The sequence below is a fragment of the Desertibacillus haloalkaliphilus genome, assembly GCF_019039105.1.
GTDB classification, from domain to species: Bacteria; Bacillota; Bacilli; order Bacillales; family KJ1-10-99; genus Desertibacillus; species Desertibacillus haloalkaliphilus.
On the sequence record NZ_JAHPIV010000187.1, the window covers coordinates 1 to 419 of the forward strand.

General features: G+C 37.9%; 1 protein-coding gene. It reads left to right on the top strand.

All coding sequences use genetic code 11. The features are described from left to right. Window positions 1-141 precede the first annotated feature (141 nt). Window positions 142-327, top strand: coding sequence for a hypothetical protein (locus KH400_RS21470; protein ID WP_217228107.1), 186 nt, complete (start codon window positions 142-144; stop codon window positions 325-327). Window positions 328-419 lie beyond the last annotated feature (92 nt).

Genomic DNA, 419 nt, shown 5'->3' on the forward strand with positions numbered 1-419 from the left:
CTACGACTAGTGTCACCGCTTTTTATGTTAATACACCATTATTTTGGAAGGTAACCCCAAAAAAGCGGTGTGTTGTCAAAAAACTAAAGTGATACATTTTAAACATATTGAGTCTGTTGTTTTTGGGTTAGGAGAATGATTATGGTCAAACGTTCATGTTTCAATACGCTTTGGACGTTTTTAATATTTGCCGGGCTGAGTTGTTCATCTCGCTATATTTATGGGATGGATTTTAATTTCATCCTGCCAATATTATTATTCCCGTTCGTACTAATCGTCATCATTATCTGGGTGATTGCAGTTGCTGACTGGTTAGTTGAGTTCTGAAGGGGGAGAAAATGGCGTTAAAAAGAGCAATTAAATCCTTTTGGATGCATTACTACAATCTCGGTGGCCGTACGTCGAGATCGGATTATTGG